The following is a 14,860-nucleotide window of genomic DNA, read 5'->3' as shown; positions in this document are numbered from 1 at the left end:
AAGCCGGGGGGAGGGCAAGGCCCGCTTCACTCCGGCTCAAGCACGACCCGGAAGCCGATCTGGCGGTCACGGGTGGTGAGAGAGATGCGGGCGCGGCTGGCGCTGCGCATTTCGGCGGCGTTGTTGCGGAAGGAGCCGCCGCGCACGACGCGCCGGCTGCAATCGCCGCTGGTTACGGCGCGGCCATCTGTAGGCGCATCTGTGTAACCGTTGACATAGCAATCCTGCACCCATTCGCGCGCATTGCCGAGCATGCCGGTCAGGCCGAACGGGTTCTGAGCGAGGTCAGCAGAAGCGCGCAGCTTGTCGCGCGGGGCGAGTGCGGCGTCATACCGGTCGCCCCACCAATAGGCGGTCGACGTGCCGCCGCGCGCCGCATATTCCCACTCGGCTTCGGTGGGCAGGCGCCATGTCTGGCCGGTCTTCTTCGACAGCCAGGATGCGTAGGCTTCAGCATCGCGCCAGGAGACCATCGTTACGGGAAGCTGCGCGCTGTCGCCGCCGGGCGGCGTATGCCGGTTGCAGCCGCCATCGGCAATACAGGCAGCCCATTCGGCGGCGGTAACTTCGCCGCGGCTGATGGAAAAAGGTTTCAGGGTGACCTCGCGCACGGGGCCTTCGATGGGCTCGCGGCTGGCTTCGGTGCCGGGGGAGCCCATGCGGAACGTACCGCCGGGGAGGGAGACGGTTTCGGGGCAGACCGCGCAGGCTGGCGCCTCCGGCGGCGCCGTGTCTGAATGTGGTGGCTCAGGTTCCGGCGCAGCGGGTGTGACCTCCGTAGGCGGAGCTTCTGCTTCGGGGACAGGCTGAGCGGCGAGTTCGGCCAGTTCTGTTGCAGGCGGGTCTTCGGCAACCGTTTCTGCGGTGTCCGGCGAGGCGGCATCCTCCGAGGGCAGAAGGTTTGCGATGACCCAGCCCGCGAGCACGATGGCGGCAAGCCCGCCGGCGATCATCGGGATGGGCGAGGATTTCTTCTTCTCCGGCTTTCGCTCGGGTGCCGGGGCCGGGCGCGGCGGCGGGGCGGCGGCTTTCACAGGTGCGGGCTGTGGCGGTGGGGAAGGAGGCGGAGGGGGCGGTGGCGGCGGTGCAGGCTTCGGCGCATTTGCCCGCGCGATCGCGGCGATGCGGTTGCGGGCGAGGTCCGAATAGTGACCGTCAGGATAGCGTTTGAGGTAGGCCTCGAAATCGGCGCTGTCCTGGCTGTCCTTGATGGAGGTCCAGAAGGTCAGTTCCATCGTCATGTCCGGCGCTTGTCCGGGGGCGGATGGCGCGGCCTCGGCCTCGGGCGGTGGGGCGGACTGTTCCGCGGCGCGGCTTACATCGGCGACGAATTCCTTCCAGCGCGGATCGCTGCGGTCGCCGTCCCAGCCGATCAGGTCTGCCGACTGGGTAAGCTCGAACATGATCGGGCGTTCGGCATCCTCGATCATCGCGGGCACGAGCACGGAGGTGCGCTGGCCGAGCGTGGCTTCGGCGCGCACCCATTTCGATTTCACCGAGACGGCCGACCAGAGCACGATCACCACATCGGCGTCGCGCAGCATGCCTTCGGTCACTTCATCATAGGTCTGGCCGGCGCGCAGCACCTTGTCCCACCAGACGGAAAAGCCCTCCCCCTGCAGCGCTTCGGCGATCTGCTGTGCCTTCGGCCTGTCGGCCCGGCTGTAGGATAGAAAGATGCTGGCCATGTCATGTCCCCCGGCAGGGCGTGCTGACGCAATCGCTCCACAGGCGAAACGATTGCACAGAATAGGGCGCCGCCATAGGGGGGCAGTTTGGAGGATGCAGCGCGCAAGCCGTGCGGGGGCTGACAGCGGCGGGAAATGCCTTAAGTTCCAGAGACAAGAAACGGGAGGACACGATGATCGACACTGAGGCCATGCCTTACCTGGCAGACATTCCGCGTGTGCAGGCCCAGGTCCGTCCCGGAGAAACGGCGCTCTGGTTCGAAGGCAAGGCGACGAGCTATGGCGATCTCGACACACGCTCCAACCAGATTGCCACCGGGCTGATAAAGCTCGGCATCCAGCCCGGCGACCGGATCGGCTATCTCGCGAAGAACACCGATGTCTATTACGAAATCCTTTTCGGCTGCGCCAAGGCGCGGGCCGTGATGAATGGGGTGAACACGCGCCTTGCGCCGCCGGAGGTGAAGTTCATCCTGTCGGATGCAAAGGCGAAAGTGCTGTTCGTCGGCAAGGATTTCTACGCCATGATCGACCAGATCAAGGCGGAGCTGCCGGAGCTGAAGCGCATCATCACGCTGGACGGCGACCGTGATGACTGGGACTTTTTCCCCTCCTGGCGCAATGCGCAGCGTGCGGAGAATCCGAACCTGAGGATCGAGGGCGATGACGATGTCATACAGCTCTACACGTCCGGGACGACCGGCCTGCCGAAAGGCGTGCAGCTGACCAACGAGAATTACCGCGCCTTCTTCACCCAGGCAGGCATGCTTGAATGGTCGAGCTATGATGCCGGCGAAGCGGTGATGAACGCGATGCCGCAATTCCATGTGGCGGGCGTCAATGTGGGTGTTCTTGCGACCCTGCAGGGCGCGAAGACGGTGATCCTGCGCGATATCGATCCGCAGCTGATCCTGAAACTGATTCCGGAGCACAAGATTGCGCACGCTTTCTGGGTACCGGCGGTGATCCTGATGCTGACGCAGCAGCCGAACATCCGGGAGACGGATTTCTCCAGCCTGAAACAGGTGTTCTATGGCGCCTCGCCGATATCCGAAGCGCTGCTGCGCACCGCGGTGGAGATCATGGGCGCGCGCTTCACGCAGCTTTACGGACTGACGGAGACGGTGGGCGCAGGCACGTTCCTGCCGCCGGAGGCGCATGACCCGTCCTGGGGCAAGCTGCGCTCGTGCGGTGTGCCGTGGCCGGGGGCCGTGGTGCGCGTGGTCGATGGCGACGGCAAACCGGTGAAGACCGGCGAGGTCGGCGAGATCGTGATCAAGTCTGGCTTCGTGATGAAGGGCTACTGGAACCGTGCGGAGGCCACCGCCGAGGCAGTGCGCGACGGGTTCTTCCATACGGGCGATGCCGGATATTTCGATGAGGAAGGCTTCCTCTACATCCATGACCGCGTGAAGGACATGATCGTCTCCGGCGGCGAGAACGTCTATCCGGCGGAAGTCGAGAACGCGATCTTCGGAGCGCCGGGCGTGGCCGATGTCGCCGTGATCGGCGTGCCGGACGAGAAATGGGGCGAGGCGGTGAAAGCCATCGTCGTGAAGAAGCCGGGCGAAGATCCGTCTGCGGAGAGTATCATCGCCTGGGCAAAGGAACGCATCGCCGGATACAAGGCGCCGAAATCGGTCGACTTCATCGACGCGCTGCCAAGAAACCCCTCCGGCAAGATCCTGCGCAAGGATCTGCGCGAGCCCTACTGGAAGGGCCATACGCGCCGCGTTGGCTAATCGCCGGTGGTGATGAAGCGCGGCCCCGGCCCTGCTATGTTTGCTTCGTCAGCGGGGTTGGCGAGCGTGCAGCGTTTGAGTGACAGGCAGCCGCAGCCGATACAGCCGTCCAGCCGATCGCGCATGTTGGCAAGTTCGGCGATCTTCCGGTCGAGTTCATCGCGGATGCCCGCACTGATGCGGCGCCAGTCGGCGGCGTTCGGCGTGCGCTGATCTGGCAGGCCTGCGAAAGCGTCGGCAAGGTCAGCGATGCTGAGGCCGAGCGACTGCGCAATGCGGATGAAGGAGACGCGGCGGATATCCGAGCGCAGGAACCGCCGGTGGCGCCCGCCGCTGCGCAGGGAGCGGATCAGGCCGCGTTCCTCATAGTACCGAAGCGCGGAGACAGCGACGCCGGTGCGCGCTGCGAGTTGGCCGATGGTCAGGATGTCGGTATGTTTCAGGGTCATCCAATTTTTCGCTTGATCTCAAGTGGACTTGAGATTGTAGCAAAGGTGTCAGGCCACCACTACCCTGAAAGGGAAATCGCCATGACACAGGCAAATCCGCGTCCCGCCCGCATTGAGCATGTCAACATTACTGTTCCGGATTCGGAGCATACGGCGCGCATCTTCGAGCAGGTGTTCGGTTGGCAGGTGCGCTGGCGCGGCAAGGCGATGAGCGGCGGGCATACCGTGCATGTCGGCTCGCGCGATCACTATCTGGCGCTCTATTCGCCGCCGGTGGGGGCAGGGTGCCCGCAGCGGTTCGAGAAAGGTGTGCCGCTGAACCATATCGGCATCGAGGTCAGCGATCTCGTCGCCATCGAGACGAAGGTGCGCGCTGCAGGCTTTGCGCCGTTCGGGCATGACGACTATGAGCCCGGCCGCCGGTTCTATTTCTTCGACGAGAGTAATATCGAGTTTGAAGTCGTCTGCTATGCGCCGGTGTATGAGGCGAGCGTGTAACCGTAGCCGGCGCTCAGTGCGCCAGCTTCAGCCAGTCGCGGGCAGCCTGGAGGGCCAGTTTGACTTCGTCGGAGCTGAGCAGTTCCGCCATGTCCTGGCGGTGCGCCTTGGCGTCCTCATGGCCGCGGACGGCGGCGAGGTTGAACCATTTGTGGGCTTCGACATAGTTGATCTCGGCGCCTGTGCCGGTCGCGTAGGCGAGGCCTGCGCGGTATAGATCGTCGGGCTGCGAATGGGCGCCGAGCAGGACGCCGGGCGCGACGGGTATATCTGAATAGGCCATGATCGTTCTTCCCTGAACACCTTCGCCGCGCCCCGCCGGAGGTTATCCCCCGTGTCAGCTTGCGGGCATCACCTGCCGGATCGTCCGGCAACGGATGAAAGGTGCCCTGAAGGGATTTGAACATGGTTAACAGGGGCAAGGGTTGCGGGCGGCTTGGTTAAGCCCGGCGGCCATTGCGTTAGGGATAGATGGTTTGAAGCGCTCTATCCGATGGGCGGATACCGCTCGAAGGCCATCATGCCGACGATATCATCTGTCCACGGGGGTTGCTCGGCGGTCTGCACGCGGGCGCCGGGCGGGAAGGCGGCGGGATCATCCAGCGTGACCGATTGAACGTCGATCAGGCCGGGCAGGAAGGTCTCGTTGATATAGTAGAGGCCGGTCCCGCACTGGCCGCAGAAATAGCGCCAGCTGTCGCCGGAGGAATTGACCGCGCGCGGCGTACCCTTGGTGAGATGGAAGCGTTCCGCCGGCATCATCGCCCAGGCGACCATCGGCGCGCCGGAACTCCTCTGGCAGTCCCGGCAATGACAGATCGACACCCGGTCCGGCGCCGCCGAAAGTTCATACCGCACCTCGCCGCACTGGCAGCCGCCGACTATGGGCATGAAACCCCTCCTTATGATGTTCATGTTTTGTTCAAAATGCCTGATCCTTCATCCGAAGTCAAAGAAAAACCCCGCCGTTTCCGGCGGGGCTTGCGTATTTACTCTGGCTCAGCCCGGATTCAGGCGGCCACTTTCTTCTTTGCCAGCGACTTGGCGAGCTTTTCCATCGCCTTGCCCTTGTCGATATTCTCGACAGCGGCGAGCTCGCGGGCCATCCGGTCCAGCGCGCTCTCATAGAGCTGGCGCTCCGAGTAGGACTGTTCCGGCTGGTCATCCCCGCGGTGCAGGTCGCGCACGACTTCCGCGATCGAGATCAGGTCGCCCGAGTTGATCTTGGCTTCGTATTCCTGAGCGCGGCGTGACCACATGGTGCGCTTGATGCGGGCCTTGCCGCCAAGGGTTTTCAGGGCGTCGTCCACCAGTTTCGAGCCGGCGAGCGCGCGCATGCCCGAGGCTTCGGCGCGGTTGGTCGGCACACGCAGGATCATCTTGTCCTGGTCGAAAGCCACGACATAGACCTCAAGCGCCATGCCCGCGACGGTCTGCTTTTCAACAGCCGTGATCTTGCCGACGCCGTGGGCCGGATAGACAACGCTTTGCCCGACCTCGAACGCCAGTGCCCGAGCTTCTGCTTTTTTCGCCATATCTGGATTGACCCTTTTTTCTACACGCACGAAAGCGATGCGATCCCGATCCCAGTTCCTGCAAATAGGACTGAGTTAGGATTTCCCGCTTCTCTAGGATTATTGATCAGGATGCGGACATAGCATGAAAATGGCGGATTTACAACAGGTGCGCGCAGGCGGCGTCAAAAGGTAAACGAAATGGAATCAAGCCCCTCGTTAAGATTTGGGGTACCATCGGGCCTGTAGCAGCTGCAGGTGAAGCCGGCCCGGAGAGGCGAGAATCGGGGTGCTTCAGGCCAATCAAACCGGGTGTCTGTAAAAATTTACAGACCATGACAGTCGGCTCAGTCGCCGGTGCCGGGATTGGGGCTGAAGAACTTTTCCAGCTTTCCGGTCTGCTGGGCGAATTCTTCCCGGTCTGCCGGGGGTTCCTTCATCCGGGTGATGTTCGGCCAGACCTTGGCGTATTCGGAGTTCAGCTTCAGCCATTTGCCGTCCGGATCATCTTCGGTATCCGGCTTGATCGCCTCGACCGGGCATTCCGGCTCGCAGACGCCGCAATCGATGCACTCATCCGGATGGATGACGAGCATGTTCTCGCCCTCATAGAAACAGTCGACCGGGCAGACCTCGACGCAGTCCATGTATTTGCAGCGGATGCAGGCATCGACGACGATATAGGTCATGGGGCGGAAAGTCTCGTTTGGTCCAATCGTGAGGCCAGCCAATTGGCGGCGGCGCCGGGCAGTGTCAATGCGGCAGGCTCAACGGCGCATGAAGAATCGCTCAATCCGGCGCGGAAGTGCGCGCTTCGGCGCGCTGGCGGGCGCCGGCGCGCTGCACATCGTCGACATGCAGCAGGCCCGCCACATGGCGGACATAGGCATCCTCGACATCCGAACGCTCGCCGTCCGACAGGACGACCCGGTAGATCGCCTCGATCACCTTGATCCGGTCTTCCAGCGGCAGCTTTTTCGCGTGGCGGGTGAACTGGTGGCTGCCGACCGCCTCTTCGGCGAGGGCTTCGGCCTGGGCGAGTACATCGTCGGCTTTGCTGGCATCGAAGTTGAAGGATTCGAGCAGGATCTCGGCGATCATGTCGCTTTCGATGTTCACATAGACCCCGTCGACCAGTGCCGCCTCGACCAGAAGCGCTCCGACGGCTATCTCGGCCGGCATCGTCTGCTCCGCCGGTGTCTTCGGGGTGAACAGCTTTTTCAGGGACTTCATCATGGACCCGCCTCCAGCGGCCGGTAGAGCGACCGCGCCTCATCCGCCGGGCCCCGGCGTGTTCCGAGGTCAAGCACTTCAACCGTCAGGATATTCGCACCCTTGCCGAATGTCACGATGTCGCCTGCCGCGAGCGTGGCGCCGGGCTTGTCGGTGCGCCGGATCAGGCCGGCATGGGAGAGGCGCACTCCGGATTTCCGCACATGTTCAGCAGACAGGGCCCGCGTGCGGAAGAAGCGGGCGCGCCAGAGCCAGACATCGAGGCGTACGCTGACGCCGTCATCCGGTTCGTCCGTCATCTGAACGGGCGGTACCGGAAGGCTGCGTCGGCGGCGTCCTGTTTGGGACGGTCAGGCCGGGGCTGTTTCTTCGGCGCGGGCTTTGGAGGTTTGGGCGGCGGCAGCAGGGCGGCAAGGGCCGCGAAGGGGCTGTTCGGGTCGACCGGTTTTGCGCGGCGCTCGGGCTGCGGCGGGCGCGGGCCTTTCGGGCGGCGATCCTCGCGCGGCGGACGGGCTCCGCCGGCGGGAGCAGGGGCTGAGGCGGTCTTCGGGGCACGCTCGCGGCGTGCCGGTCGATCCTCCGTATCCGGACGGGCCCGCGCAATGAACCGCCAGAGCGTCACCGCGCCGGTCTCCGGATGTTTCTCTGCCGGCGCGATGCCGAAACCTTTCAGCACCGCCGGCCAGTCCTCGGCTGGGCAGGAAACAACCGAGGCGAGGTCGATCGGGATCTCGAAAACGGCCTTGCCGGCATCCTTGCGGCGTTTGGAAAGCTCCCAGCCCAGGCGTTCGGCAAGGTCTGCCCGCACCGCGCGGCGCCCGAAGCGGAGATAGCCATTGGCCACCAGCGCTTCATCCGGCCAGGTGCCGTCGAGCGCGAACGACCCGGCGCCTTCCGGCGCCAGCGGATATTCCGTGCTGGTATCGATGGCTTTCAGGATGGCGATCATCTTCTGAGCGGCCGGCTTCTGTGCATCCGGCACATAGGCGGCGACACGTCCTGCACGCACGCCGACGGCCTTGAGCGCTTCGCGCTGCTCGGGGCTGAGGCGGGGTGAATGTTCATCCGTACGCAGATCAACGGCCGCGCCGCTTTCCAGGATGCGGAAGGCAAGACCGCGCAGGACGCCTTCAAGCGTCTCGCCGGATTTGGCATAGGCAAGGCCGGCATGGGCAGGCAGAACGCGGCCGATCTCGGCGCGCGCCCAGCCTTCGATCCGGGCGTGCGCAGGCTGGCGCTCGGAGGCGTCAGCCTCGACGGCGCCGATCAGTTCAATGCGCGGCGACATCCATTGCGCACCCTTCGCAAGGCGCGCGACCGGGGCGCCCTTGTATTCGATCTCTGCAGCTTCGGTGAGCTTGAACGCCTCGGCAGGCGCCGAGACGATTTCTGCAAGGCGCTGGCTCAGCAGCGGGCGGATCGCGGCGAGCGCTGCTCCGCGTACAGCCTTTCCCTCAAGGGTGCGGGTATCCACGACCGGCTCGAAGGTCAGGCCGTGCAGCCTGCCCACGATGTGGCCTTCCACAGTCACATCGCCATCCGGCGTCAGTTCCGTCACGAGCGCGTCTTCCTTCCTCAGACTGGCGAGCAGCGCGGTGGTGCGCCGGTCGACAAAGCGGGCCGTCAGCGCTTCGTGTAGCGCGTCTGACAGGGAGTCTTCAATCTCCCGTGTTTTGTCCTGCCAGTAGGCAGGGTTTTCAAGCCAGTCCGGACGGTGGGCGGCATAGGTCCAGGTGCGGATGGCGGCGAGGCGTTGTTGCAGTTTGGCAATGTCGCCGCGGGTCGAGGCGAGGTCGTCCATCCGCCGCTCGAGGCCGGCGTCCGAGAGGCGCGCATCCGGGTCGGCGAGCGTTTCGGCAAGGCCGAGCACGAGGCGGCCATGGCCTTCCGGGCCGGCCTTGCGGAAATCCGGCAGGCGCGCGAGGTCCCAGAGGCGGCGCACCTTGCGCTCGCCGCTGACATTCGGCCCGATGCCCGCATCCTCGCCCATGCGGCGCAGCACCCATTCATCCAGCGCGTGCGGATTATGGATCAGCACCGGATTGCCCGAAGGCCGCTCCAGCGAGCGAATGAGCGACTTCAGGCTGGCAAAGTCCAGCGCCGAACTCCGCCACTGGACCGCGTCGACCGGATCGAACCGGTGCGCCTCGATGGCTTTCCATTCCTCTTCCTTGAAGGCCGGGCAGTTTCCCGTCTCGCCGAACTCGCCATCGGTGCGGAAGCGCCCGGCGCGGCCTGCGATCTGTCCGCACTCAGCCAGCGTCAGCGCGCGGTGGCGGCGCCCGTCAAACTTCGAGCGTGAGGCAAACACGACGCGGTCGACATCAAGATTGAGGCCCATGCCGATGGCGTCTGTCGCAACGATATAGTCGACCTCGCGCGACTGGTACATCGCCACCTGCGCATTGCGCGTGCGCGGGCTGAGCGCGCCCATCACGACCGCCGCGCCACCTTTCTGCCTGCGGAGCAGTTCGGCAATGGCGTAGACTTCATCTGCGCTGAACCCGACAATTGCGGTGCGCTTCGGCAGCTTGGTGATCTTGGCATGGCCGGCATAGCGCAGCTCGGAAAAGCGCGGGCGCGGTTCCGTTTCGGCGCCGAGCTTTAATTCCTTCAGCAAGCCACGCATCGTGTCTGCGCCGAGCAGCAATGTCTCGTGATTGCCGCGCATGTTGAGGATACGGTCCGTGAAGATGTGGCCGCGGTCTTCATCCTCCGCGAGCTGGATTTCATCGATGGCGACGAAATCGGCGCGCACATCCACCGGCATCGATTCCACGGTGCAGACGAAATAGCGCGCGGTCGGCGGCGCGATGCGTTCCTCGCCCGTCAGCAGCGCGGCGGCAGCATAGCCCTTGGCGGCGACGACGCGGTCATACACTTCGCGCGCCAGCAGGCGCAGCGGCAGGCCGATCATGCCGGTGCCATGCGCCAGCATGCGCTCGATGGCATAATGGGTTTTGCCGGTATTGGTGGGGCCGAGAATGGCCTTGAGCGTGGTCATGTGCGGGGAAGGGGTGGGGACGCGGCGGGCTTAAGTCAAGCTCTGCCGCACTGCGCGCGGCGGATCATGCCCTCGGCTTCCGGGCGCAGGCCCGGTGGAAGCAGCGTCGCGCCATCATAGAGTGCGCCTTCAAGGACAGCGCCCTCCGCATCGCTCCAGAGGCAGGTGGCCCCGCAGAGATTGGCGCCGGCCAGGCGCGCGCCGCGCAGGCAGGCACCGGTCAGGTCCGCCCCGACCAGCGACGCGAAGGCGAGGTCCGCGCCCTTGAGATTGGCATGGCGCATTGAGGCGGCCCGCAAGTGCGCATGCCGGAAGGAGGCTGACATCAGCCGCGCATAGTCGAGCCGCGCGCCTTCAAGGTTTACCCAGTCAAGCACAGCGGCGCGCAGTTCGCAGTCCCGGAAGGTTGCGCCGGAAAGGTCCATGCCGGTCAGGTCGGCATTCAGGAAATCCTGCTGCAACAGCGCTGCGCCGCGAAGGCCTGTCGGGCTGAGCGCCGCCTGCTTGTCCCTGCCTATAGACCGGATCGTGTCCAAACCGGAGCCTCCTAAAACCTCCTGTAATCCCTGAGGTGATTTGCCCGGCCTGCCAATCTTCTCCCGGCATGCCGGATTGACCGGGACGGGGCGCTCCACTACCGAAAGCGCATGCCCGCCTATCGCTCACTTCTGTTCGTGCCCGGCTCGCGCGCCGACCGGTTCGGCAAGGCAGTGGCTGCTGGCGCCGACGCGGTGATCATCGATCTGGAAGACGCCGTCCTGCCGGAAGACAAGACACGCGCGCGCAGCGAGACACTCACCTGGGTCAGCAACTGGCGCGGCGCAGGCCTCGGCATCCGCATCAACTCGCCGCGCACCGCCGCCGGCTGCGCCGACATTGCCGCCATCGCGGGGTCTGCAGGATCGCAGCGCGCGGATTTCTTTGTCGTGCCGAAAGTCGAAACGCCGGTCGATCTCGAAATCGTCCGCGAAGCCATCGGTCGCAAGGTCAACCTCATCGCCATCATCGAGAGCGGCCGCGCGCTGGCAAACGTCCATGCCATCGCAGGCGAAGCAAATGGCGGGCTCCTGTTCGGCGGGGTCGATTATTCCGCCGCCACGGGCGCCGACCTCAATGACTGGGACGCATTGCTGACCGCGCGGGGTCTGATCGCCGCCGCCGCGGGCGCTGCCGGTGTGCCGGCCTATGACGTGCCTGCCCTAGCCGCTGGTGACACAGAGGCGCTTACCGCCACAACACGCAAGGCCAAAGCCCTCGGCTTTTCCGGCCGCGCCTGCATCCATCCGGATCAGGTTCCGGCCGTGAACGCTGCCTTTACACCCTCGCCAGACGAACTCACCGAGGCGCGCGCCCTTGTTGAGGCAGCGCAGACCGCCGGTACGGGCGCCTTCCTCCACAAGGGCAAGATGATCGACCGCCCGGTCGTGCTCGCGGCGGAGCGCCTGCTCTCGAGACATAGATCCTCCTGAAGCGAGGAAAGGAACATCGCCATGATCTCCATCCAGCCGGTTGCGTTTGTGAAAGGAGGTCGGGCGGTAGCCGAAGATGACCAGTGGGACCGCGAGCGGGCCCGGATCGTGCTGGCAGATCATTTGCCGGACGAAGCCCTGATGGGGCTTGATACCTTCAGCCATGCCGAGATCATCTTCCATTTCCACCTGGTGCCGGACAACAAGGTTGAAACCGGCGCGCGCCATCCGCGCGGCAATCCGGACTGGCCCCGCGCCGGCATCTTCGCCCAGCGCGGCAAGAACCGGCCGAACCGCATTGGCGTTAGCGTCTGCCGCATCCTGTCGGTGAATGGCCGGGAGATCGAGGTGCAGGGCCTTGACGCCATTGACGCAACGCCCATCCTCGACATCAAGCCCGTGATGCGCGAATTCCTTCCGCGAGGCAATATCCGCCAACCGGATTGGGCCGGCGAGCTGATGAAGGATTACTGGTAGGAGTATTCATGGCCGACACTGCACACCTTTCCGAAGCCGACGAGCGCCAGATTCTCGACACCATCCGCCGCTGGCTGGAGAAGAAGGTGGCCCCGGTCGCGCTGAAGCTCGAGCATGACAATGAGTGGCCGGCCGACCTCGTCGCCGATATGACGGAGCTCGGCCTCTTCGGCGCGCTCGTGCATCCGGACTATGGCGGCCTCGGCCTGTCGGCAACGACCTATACCCGCATCGTCTCGCTTATCTCTGAAGAGTGGATGAGCCTGACCGGCATCTTCAACACCCACATGATGATGGCGATCATCGTGCAGAAGTACGGGACTGACCGGCAGAAGGAATACTGGTTGCCGAAGTTTGCCAGCGGCGAGATGCGCGGCGGCCTTGGGCTCACGGAACCGGATGCAGGGTCTGACCTGCAGGGCATCCGCACTGTGGCCAAGCGCAAGGGCGACAGATATGTCGTGAACGGAACAAAGACCTGGATTTCGAACGCCATCGAAGGCCACTGCGTTGCGCTGCTGGTGAAGACTGACCCGGACGCCGTGCCGCGCCACCGGGGCATGTCGATGCTGATCGTGCCGAAGATCGATCCCGAGACACGCGCGCCGCTGCCAGGCGTGCGCAATGGCAGGAAGCTCGGCAAGCTCGGCTACAAGGGCATCGATTCCGGCGAGTTCATCTTTGAGGATTATGAGTGCGATGCAGACCTCTGCCTTGTCGGCGGCAAGGAAGGGGAGGGCTTCTACATGGCGACCGGCGGGCTGGAGCTCGGCCGTATCAACATCGCCGCGAGGGGTGTCGGCATTGCGCGCCGGGCGCTGCGTGAAAGCGTGTCCTATTCCCAGATCCGCCAGACGATGGGCAAGCCGATCTGTGAGCATCAGGCGATCCAGCTGAAACTCGGCGAGATGGCGGCGAAGACGCGCGCCGCCGAACTGCTGGTGGAGGACGCTGCCCGCGCCTATGATTCCGGTGAGCGCGTTGATATGGAAGCGGGCATGGCGAAATGGTTCGCCTCGGAAACCGCGCTCGAAGTCTCCACTGAAGCGATGCGCATCCATGGCGGCTATGGCTATTCCACCGAACTGGTGCTGGAGCGTCTCTACCGCGACGCGCCGCTGCTCTGCATCGGTGAAGGCACCAACGAGCTTCAGCGCATCATCATAGCCAAGCAGCTAATAAAAAGGAATCCCGCCTGATGCTCCGCCTGCTGACGACATTGCTGATAGCGCCCCTGATTACCGCCTGCATTGCCGGACCATCAGGGCGGGCCAAGGATGCGCCGGAATTGCAGGCTGTGCCTGCCGTCGAAGTCACCCGTTATATGGGCCTCTGGTACGAGATCGCCCGCTATCCGACGAGCTTCCAGAAGAATTGCGAGGGCACCACGGCTGAATACACGCTGCGCGATGATGGCCGGGTGAATGTGCTCAACACCTGCCGCTTCGGCACGAAGGATGGGAATCCGCGTTCCGCCTCGGCGGTGGCCCGTGTCATGGATGGCTCTAACGGCGCGCGCCTGTTCGTGAACTTCTCACCGATCCCTCTGCTGCCGGGACAGGGCAACTATTGGGTCATCTATCTGGATACGGACTATCAGCACGCTGTCGTGGGCGAGCCGTCGGGACGCTTCCTCTGGTACCTCTCCCGCACGCCGGTGATCACGCCGGAAACGCGCGCCGTGCTGGACGCCGCCGCACAGGCGCAGGGTTATGACCTCTCTATGCTTAAGGAAACCGAGCAGAAATGAGTGATCCCCGCCTTGATGCGCTTGCCGCCTCCATGCCATTCGCCGTCAAGGCCGGATTGAAGTTCACGCAAGCCGCTCCAAACCGCGTGCGCGCGGAAGTCACCGTCGCGCCGGACTGCTGCACGGCAGGCGGCATCGCGCATGGCGGTTTCCTGATGACGCTCGCCGATTGTGCCGGCGCGGTCGCCGCATTCCTCAACCTGCCGGAAGGCGCAAAGGGCACGACGACGACCGAGAGCAAGACCAACCTCATCGCCGGCGCGCCGATTGGCACCGTGCTCACCGCCACGGCCGAACCCGTCAGCATCGGCCGCCGCCTGCAGGTCTGGCAAACGCGCATCGAAAACGCAGATGGCAAGCTGATCGCGCTGACAACGCAAACGCAGCTTAATCTCTAGCGCCCTCTGTCTGCCGCAAACACGAGCGCCGCCCGTTCTGTCTGAGCCACAAAGGCAGCTTTCCTGTCCGGATAATCTGCAGGCAGATTGCCTAGTGCATCTGCGAGCGAAAGTTTCAGAGCGGCATATGCTTGTGCGACCTCCGGCTTGGCGCGCAAATAGTCTCTGAAGGCCAGATGGCGAATGGCGTTTTCGGTTCCGGCTTCAAATGTGTGCACATGGAATCCCGGGTCCCCATTGCGGCTGAAGTAACGACGCCCAGCAATACCATACTCGCCGCGGACTTCGTAGCCCGCGTCCGCCATCGGGTCTGAAGCTGCATCAATTGCGGCAAGGCTTTCCGCCTCGACAAGAATGTCGATGACAGGCTTGGCGATCATCCCGAGAACCGAGGTGCTGCCGATGTGATGAATTGCGTGGGCGACGTCACCAAGCCTCTTTTGTATTTCGAATGCTTCCGCCTCGAAGGCGTGCGGCCAGATGGGATCATAGGGGCGAAGAAGGCGCACCACGCTTCACATCCCCCGCCGCATCTCGTCCCAGGCGTTCGCCAAAGCGGCCTGATGCGCAGGATCGGCAATACTGATCAGCGCATTTGCGCGCCCTTCAAGGTCAAGTTCGTGCAGGCGCACGGCGCC

General features: G+C 64.2%; 18 protein-coding genes. 7 read left to right on the top strand and 11 right to left on the bottom strand.

Annotation, left to right across the window (positions count from 1 at the left end; genetic code table 11):
- Nucleotides 1-26: 26 nt before the first annotated feature.
- On the bottom strand, nucleotides 27-1,688 hold the full coding sequence (locus tag ACK4TE_RS12975) for an SUMF1/EgtB/PvdO family nonheme iron enzyme (RefSeq protein ID WP_409911951.1): 1,662 nt from the start codon (nucleotides 1,686-1,688) through the stop codon (nucleotides 27-29).
- 173 nt (nucleotides 1,689-1,861) lie between these two features.
- Between ACK4TE_RS12975 and ACK4TE_RS12970 the strand changes: the two genes are divergently transcribed.
- A complete protein-coding gene (locus tag ACK4TE_RS12970; RefSeq protein WP_409911950.1) occupies nucleotides 1,862-3,430 on the top strand; it encodes a long-chain-fatty-acid--CoA ligase in 1,569 nt (522 codons plus the stop codon).
- On the opposite strand, the gene soxR is transcribed toward ACK4TE_RS12970, so the two are convergent.
- The gene (gene soxR / locus ACK4TE_RS12965) at nucleotides 3,427-3,879 is read right to left on the bottom strand and encodes a redox-sensitive transcriptional activator SoxR (protein ID WP_409911949.1); all 453 of its coding nucleotides are present in this window, start codon (nucleotides 3,877-3,879) and stop codon (nucleotides 3,427-3,429) included. The genes ACK4TE_RS12970 and soxR overlap by 4 nt on opposite strands.
- Nucleotides 3,880-3,960: 81 nt before the next feature.
- On the opposite strand from soxR, the gene ACK4TE_RS12960 reads away from it, so the two are divergent.
- A complete protein-coding gene (locus tag ACK4TE_RS12960; RefSeq protein ID WP_409911948.1) occupies nucleotides 3,961-4,377 on the top strand; it encodes a VOC family protein in 417 nt (138 codons plus the stop codon).
- A gap of 13 nt (nucleotides 4,378-4,390) precedes the next feature.
- Here the strand turns inward: ACK4TE_RS12960 and ACK4TE_RS12955 are convergent, their stop codons facing one another.
- The 8 genes from ACK4TE_RS12955 to ACK4TE_RS12920 all read right to left on the bottom strand — a co-directional run bounded on the left by ACK4TE_RS12955 (nucleotide 4,391) and on the right by ACK4TE_RS12920 (nucleotide 10,664).
- The gene (locus tag ACK4TE_RS12955; protein WP_409911947.1) at nucleotides 4,391-4,660 is read right to left on the bottom strand and encodes a hypothetical protein; all 270 of its coding nucleotides are present in this window, start codon (nucleotides 4,658-4,660) and stop codon (nucleotides 4,391-4,393) included.
- 203 nt (nucleotides 4,661-4,863) lie between these two features.
- Nucleotides 4,864-5,268, bottom strand: a complete 405-nt coding sequence (locus ACK4TE_RS12950; protein WP_409911946.1) for a GFA family protein — start codon at nucleotides 5,266-5,268, stop codon at nucleotides 4,864-4,866.
- 119 nt (nucleotides 5,269-5,387) lie between these two features.
- The gene (locus ACK4TE_RS12945) at nucleotides 5,388-5,912 is read right to left on the bottom strand and encodes a CarD family transcriptional regulator (RefSeq protein ID WP_409911945.1); all 525 of its coding nucleotides are present in this window, start codon (nucleotides 5,910-5,912) and stop codon (nucleotides 5,388-5,390) included.
- A gap of 326 nt (nucleotides 5,913-6,238) precedes the next feature.
- Nucleotides 6,239-6,580: a ferredoxin FdxA gene (gene fdxA, locus ACK4TE_RS12940; RefSeq protein ID WP_409911944.1), complete on the bottom strand. Its 342-nt coding sequence runs from the start codon at nucleotides 6,578-6,580 to the stop codon at nucleotides 6,239-6,241.
- Between the two features lie 100 nt (nucleotides 6,581-6,680).
- Entirely contained in the window at nucleotides 6,681-7,127 is a 447-nt protein-coding gene (locus ACK4TE_RS12935; protein ID WP_409911943.1) for a TerB family tellurite resistance protein, read from the bottom strand.
- On the bottom strand, nucleotides 7,124-7,423 hold the full coding sequence (locus tag ACK4TE_RS12930) for an RNA-binding S4 domain-containing protein (protein ID WP_409911942.1): 300 nt from the start codon (nucleotides 7,421-7,423) through the stop codon (nucleotides 7,124-7,126). Before ACK4TE_RS12930 ends, ACK4TE_RS12935 begins: the two co-directional genes overlap by 4 nt.
- Nucleotides 7,420-10,128, bottom strand: a complete 2,709-nt coding sequence (locus ACK4TE_RS12925; RefSeq protein ID WP_409911941.1) for a helicase-related protein — start codon at nucleotides 10,126-10,128, stop codon at nucleotides 7,420-7,422. The genes ACK4TE_RS12930 and ACK4TE_RS12925 overlap by 4 nt, the downstream gene beginning before the upstream one ends.
- 35 nt (nucleotides 10,129-10,163) lie before the next feature.
- Nucleotides 10,164-10,664 (bottom strand): pentapeptide repeat-containing protein, encoded by a 501-nt coding sequence (locus ACK4TE_RS12920; protein ID WP_409911940.1) that lies wholly within the window; start codon nucleotides 10,662-10,664, stop codon nucleotides 10,164-10,166.
- 111 nt (nucleotides 10,665-10,775) lie between these two features.
- Between ACK4TE_RS12920 and ACK4TE_RS12915 the strand changes: the two genes are divergently transcribed.
- Genes ACK4TE_RS12915 through ACK4TE_RS12895 form a run of 5 tightly spaced genes read left to right on the top strand, consistent with a single transcriptional unit; the run spans nucleotide 10,776 to nucleotide 14,222 of the window.
- A complete protein-coding gene (locus tag ACK4TE_RS12915; protein WP_409911939.1) occupies nucleotides 10,776-11,597 on the top strand; it encodes an HpcH/HpaI aldolase/citrate lyase family protein in 822 nt (273 codons plus the stop codon).
- Nucleotides 11,598-11,618: 21 nt separating this feature from the next.
- Complete coding sequence (locus ACK4TE_RS12910; RefSeq protein ID WP_409911938.1) at nucleotides 11,619-12,074, top strand: SAM-dependent methyltransferase; 456 nt, start codon at nucleotides 11,619-11,621, stop codon at nucleotides 12,072-12,074.
- Nucleotides 12,075-12,082: 8 nt separating this feature from the next.
- Nucleotides 12,083-13,273, top strand: coding sequence for an acyl-CoA dehydrogenase family protein (locus tag ACK4TE_RS12905; RefSeq protein ID WP_409911937.1), 1,191 nt, complete (start codon nucleotides 12,083-12,085; stop codon nucleotides 13,271-13,273).
- On the top strand, nucleotides 13,273-13,824 hold the full coding sequence (locus ACK4TE_RS12900; protein ID WP_409911936.1) for a lipocalin family protein: 552 nt from the start codon (nucleotides 13,273-13,275) through the stop codon (nucleotides 13,822-13,824). Before ACK4TE_RS12905 ends, ACK4TE_RS12900 begins: the two co-directional genes overlap by 1 nt.
- The gene (locus ACK4TE_RS12895) at nucleotides 13,821-14,222 is read left to right on the top strand and encodes a PaaI family thioesterase (protein WP_409911935.1); all 402 of its coding nucleotides are present in this window, start codon (nucleotides 13,821-13,823) and stop codon (nucleotides 14,220-14,222) included. Before ACK4TE_RS12900 ends, ACK4TE_RS12895 begins: the two co-directional genes overlap by 4 nt.
- Here ACK4TE_RS12895 and ACK4TE_RS12890 read toward each other — a convergent pair.
- A complete protein-coding gene (locus tag ACK4TE_RS12890; RefSeq protein WP_409911934.1) occupies nucleotides 14,219-14,734 on the bottom strand; it encodes a GrpB family protein in 516 nt (171 codons plus the stop codon). The two genes, ACK4TE_RS12895 and ACK4TE_RS12890, sit on opposite strands and share 4 nt — an antisense overlap.
- Nucleotides 14,735-14,860: the final 126 nt, after the last annotated feature.

The organism is Hyphomonas sp. (assembly GCF_046313975.1).
Classification (GTDB): domain Bacteria; phylum Pseudomonadota; class Alphaproteobacteria; order Caulobacterales; family Hyphomonadaceae; genus Hyphomonas.
The sequence above is the reverse complement of the archived record's forward strand: the minus strand, read 5'-3'. Positions and strand labels throughout refer to the sequence as shown.

Bases quoted from the DNA above. Each gene is read 5' to 3' on its own strand.
- ACK4TE_RS12975 (WP_409911951.1), bottom strand. From the start codon at position 1,688: ATGGCCAGCATCTTTCTATCCTACAGCCGGGCCGACAGGCCGAAGGCA.
- ACK4TE_RS12970 (WP_409911950.1), top strand. From the start codon at position 1,862: ATGATCGACACTGAGGCCATGCCTTACCTGGCAGACATTCCGCGTGTG.
- soxR (WP_409911949.1), bottom strand. From the start codon at position 3,879: ATGACCCTGAAACATACCGACATCCTGACCATCGGCCAACTCGCAGCG.
- ACK4TE_RS12960 (WP_409911948.1), top strand. From the start codon at position 3,961: ATGACACAGGCAAATCCGCGTCCCGCCCGCATTGAGCATGTCAACATT.
- ACK4TE_RS12955 (WP_409911947.1), bottom strand. From the start codon at position 4,660: ATGGCCTATTCAGATATACCCGTCGCGCCCGGCGTCCTGCTCGGCGCC.
- ACK4TE_RS12950 (WP_409911946.1), bottom strand. From the start codon at position 5,268: ATGCCCATAGTCGGCGGCTGCCAGTGCGGCGAGGTGCGGTATGAACTT.
- ACK4TE_RS12945 (WP_409911945.1), bottom strand. From the start codon at position 5,912: ATGGCGAAAAAAGCAGAAGCTCGGGCACTGGCGTTCGAGGTCGGGCAA.
- fdxA (WP_409911944.1), bottom strand. From the start codon at position 6,580: ATGACCTATATCGTCGTCGATGCCTGCATCCGCTGCAAATACATGGAC.
- ACK4TE_RS12935 (WP_409911943.1), bottom strand. From the start codon at position 7,127: ATGATGAAGTCCCTGAAAAAGCTGTTCACCCCGAAGACACCGGCGGAG.
- ACK4TE_RS12930 (WP_409911942.1), bottom strand. From the start codon at position 7,423: ATGACGGACGAACCGGATGACGGCGTCAGCGTACGCCTCGATGTCTGG.
- ACK4TE_RS12925 (WP_409911941.1), bottom strand. From the start codon at position 10,128: ATGACCACGCTCAAGGCCATTCTCGGCCCCACCAATACCGGCAAAACC.
- ACK4TE_RS12915 (WP_409911939.1), top strand. From the start codon at position 10,776: ATGCCCGCCTATCGCTCACTTCTGTTCGTGCCCGGCTCGCGCGCCGAC.
- ACK4TE_RS12910 (WP_409911938.1), top strand. From the start codon at position 11,619: ATGATCTCCATCCAGCCGGTTGCGTTTGTGAAAGGAGGTCGGGCGGTA.
- ACK4TE_RS12905 (WP_409911937.1), top strand. From the start codon at position 12,083: ATGGCCGACACTGCACACCTTTCCGAAGCCGACGAGCGCCAGATTCTC.
- ACK4TE_RS12900 (WP_409911936.1), top strand. From the start codon at position 13,273: ATGCTCCGCCTGCTGACGACATTGCTGATAGCGCCCCTGATTACCGCC.
- ACK4TE_RS12895 (WP_409911935.1), top strand. From the start codon at position 13,821: ATGAGTGATCCCCGCCTTGATGCGCTTGCCGCCTCCATGCCATTCGCC.